Below are 3,273 nucleotides of genomic sequence, written 5' to 3'. Positions count from 1 at the left end.
TGCATGTGCAAATGGCTGAAAACTTTGCAGCATCGTCCTTTGATTCGGAAGGAAAGCCGCTTTTTTTTAAACTTGAGTTGGTCGATATTGCAGACGATGATGCCTTAATTGATCGCTATGGCGCCAGGATACCTGTTTTGCTATCCCATGATAAATCCCTGGAGCTTGAATGGCCTTTTGATGTTCAATCACTTTATGAGTTTATGTGCCGCTGCCTTAAATAGGGTTTCGGTTTAGTCAATTTAATGAATTAGATGTGAATTAGTATGATTATTGTTGTGTCTCCTGCAAAAACGCTGGATTTCGAGTCAGCGAGTTTTAGTGATGAGTTTTCTGTGCCCGATTTTCTAGATGAATCAAAGCATCTGGTTGACGCTTTAAAAAAAGTAGATTCCGCTGCGCTAATGAAGCTAATGAGTGTCAGTGAAAAGATTGCAGATTTAAATGTGCAGCGAATGAAAGATTGGACTGTTCCGTTCACGGCCCAGAATGCAAAGCAAGCTGTCTATGCCTTTAAGGGGGATGTATATACGGGGTTAGCAGTCGAGTCGATGGATAGTGCTAGTGTCGAATATCTTCAGGGAAAGTTAAGAATACTCTCGGGTTTGTATGGTATTTTGCGCCCCTTGGATTTGATGCAGCCATATCGTTTGGAAATGGGAACCAGGCTTGAAAATACACGCGGAAAGAATCTTTACGAGTTTTGGGGAGAGATGCTGACCGAATCACTTAACCGGGAGTTAGAGGGGAGTGACGAGGTTCTCGTTAACCTAGCATCCAGCGAGTATTTTAAATCAATCAAGCCTAAGTCGCTTAAGGCAAAGGTGATTACCCCTATATTCAAGGATGAGAAGAAAGGCACATACAAGATCATTAGTTTTTATGCCAAAAAAGCACGAGGCTTAATGGTCAGGTATGCTGCTGATAATAATATTCAAAGCGTTGAAGATCTAAAGGGTTTTGACTACGCGGGTTATCAATACTCAGAGAGTGAGTCCAGTGGCACTGATTGGGTCTTTACTAGAAGTGAGAGTGTAGCGGAGGCGCAGAAGTAAGGTTGTGTTTAGTGTTGTGAAGAATAGGGCGCGCCAAGGGTTGCGCTTCTCTCGTCTGCTTGCAAATTTACTCTCGGGTAGTGCTTTTATTGGTGCTTGTTATCAATTCCCGCAAGTGTCTAAAATTGACCAAAACGAGCTTAATGATTACGCTCTGTTTACCTTGTGGGTTGAGGATCTGGTTCGTTCAATGAATACGGAGGTCGTTGTCGAAGGCTCCCCCATGGAAGCAAGCGGTTTGTTTGTATCAAATCATATTTCATGGCTCGATACGATTGTTTTTAATCATCTCAGGCCTGTAGGTTTTATTGCGCGGCATGATTTGGAAGAGTGGCCCTTGCTGGGGACCTTTACCAAAAGAATGGGGTCTATTTATATTAATAGAACCAATAAATTTGAAGCGTATCGCTCAATTCCTTACCTTGAAGAGCGTTTAAGGCAAGGTGGTTCAGTGCACCTGTTTCCTGAATCAACGACCTCGGTAGGTGCAGAGGTGTTGCCGTTTTTCCCGATGTTTTATGAGGCAGCAGTTAGAGTGGGTGTGCCTGTTCAGCCAGTTGCACTAAAGTATACGGATGAGTTTGGTCGGCTCTTGCCTGAGCCAGCGTTTATAGATGATGACTCGTTTATTGATACGCTTGAGCGTATTCTAAGGGTTGAAAAGGTGTATGCTCATGTCCGTTATCTGGAACCTATGGACTCAGCATCCTTGTGTCGTAAGGGCTTGGCGAGGCGTACGCGGGAAATGATTGGTGCAGAATTAAAACTGATTTAGGTATAAAAAAACCCGCAAGAGCGGGTTTTTTTATACCTTAGCTTTGCGCTTAGGCAGGGTAGTCGCGCTTGTCGTGACCAGTATAAAGCTGGCGTGGACGACCAATGCGGTAGTTTTCACTAACCATTTCGTTCCAGTGTGAGAACCAGCCAATAGTACGAGACATTGCGAAGATAACGGTAAACATTGACTCAGGAATACCGATAGCTTTCAAAATGATGCCTGAGTAGAAGTCTACGTTTGGATATAGCTTTCTTGCAACAAAGTACTCATCTTCTAGTGCTATCTGCTCAAGGCGACGCGCGATCTTCAATAGAGGATCATTCTCAAGGCCTAGTGCACCAAGAACTTCTTCGCATGTTTCGCGCATAACTTTGGCGCGAGGGTCGAAGTTTTTGTATACGCGGTGACCGAAGCCCATCAGACGGAATGGGTCGTTCTTGTCTTTCGCTTTGGCAACGTATTCATCGATGCGAGATACGTCACCGATTTCGTTAAGCATTGTTAGTACAGCTTCGTTTGCGCCGCCGTGAGCAGGGCCCCAAAGTGCAGCGATGCCAGAAGCGATACAGGCAAATGGGTTGGCGCCAGTTGAGCCGGCTAGGCGGACAGTTGATGTTGATGCATTCTGCTCATGGTCAGCATGAAGCATGAAGATCTTGTCCATTGCCTTTGAGATGGCTGGGTCAAACTTAACATCGCCAGCTGGCGTGCTGAACATCATGTGCAGGAAGTTTTCTGCATAATCCAAGTCATTGTTTGGATACATGAAAGGCTGGCCGATTGAGTACTTGTAGCACATCGCTGCAATGGTCGGCATTTTAGCTACAAGGCGGAAGCCTGCTATTTCACGGTGTTCTTCGTCAGAGATGTCCATCGTATCGTGGTAGAACGCTGAAAGAGCACCAACGACGCCGCACATGATCGCCATCGGGTGAGCGTCTCTTCGGAAGCCCTTAAAGAATTGGTTAACTTGATCGTGAACCATTGTGTGGTTGCGAACAGTTTTTCTGAAATGTTCGTTTTCTTCTGCTGTCGGAAGTTCTCCGTGCAAAAGTAGGTGGCATAGTTCAAGGTAGTCTGAATTTTCAGCTAGCTGTTCTATTGGGTAGCCTCTGTGAAGAAGTACACCTTTGCCGCCATCAATGTAGGTGATTTTAGATTCGCATGCCGCAGTGGACACGAATCCAGGGTCATAAGTAAAGACACCTTCTGATACTAGGCCTCGTACATCTATTACATCTGGGCCGACAGAGCCAGAATAAATTGGTAAATCGATGGTTTTCCCATCAACCGATAACTGAGCTTTTTTATCAGTCATGGTGCTCTCCTGTTGCTGAGATAGAGTAAGCCAAGCGTAGCTGCTGCTTAATAGGTAAAAAGCTTGCGGCCAGTTGGCGACTTAAAAGTTTGCGCATTATGCCAAATAGAATGACTATAGTC

4 protein-coding genes are annotated in these 3,273 nt (G+C 45.1%); 3 read left to right on the top strand and 1 reads right to left on the bottom strand.

Annotated elements, in window-relative coordinates; all coding sequences use genetic code 11:
- The 3 genes from A3756_RS11380 to A3756_RS11370 form a co-directional block, all read left to right on the top strand.
- The coding region (locus A3756_RS11380; RefSeq protein WP_068553525.1) for a glutaredoxin family protein at positions 1 to 224 on the top strand (224 nt) is incomplete at its 5' end.
- Positions 225 to 266: 42 nt separating this feature from the next.
- Positions 267 to 1,055: a peroxide stress protein YaaA gene (yaaA, locus tag A3756_RS11375; RefSeq protein ID WP_068553524.1), complete on the top strand. Its 789-nt coding sequence runs from the start codon at positions 267 to 269 to the stop codon at positions 1,053 to 1,055.
- Positions 1,056 to 1,071: 16 nt separating this feature from the next.
- Positions 1,072 to 1,830: a 1-acyl-sn-glycerol-3-phosphate acyltransferase gene (locus tag A3756_RS11370; RefSeq protein WP_068508427.1), complete on the top strand. Its 759-nt coding sequence runs from the start codon at positions 1,072 to 1,074 to the stop codon at positions 1,828 to 1,830.
- A 49-nt stretch (positions 1,831 to 1,879) separates the two neighbouring features.
- On the opposite strand, the gene gltA is transcribed toward A3756_RS11370, so the two are convergent.
- Positions 1,880 to 3,151: a citrate synthase gene (gene gltA / locus A3756_RS11365; RefSeq protein ID WP_068508429.1), complete on the bottom strand. Its 1,272-nt coding sequence runs from the start codon at positions 3,149 to 3,151 to the stop codon at positions 1,880 to 1,882.
- Positions 3,152 to 3,273 lie beyond the last annotated feature (122 nt).

The organism is Oleiphilus sp. HI0086, from assembly GCF_001635225.1.
This window is presented reverse-complemented; position numbering and strand designations above follow the sequence as displayed.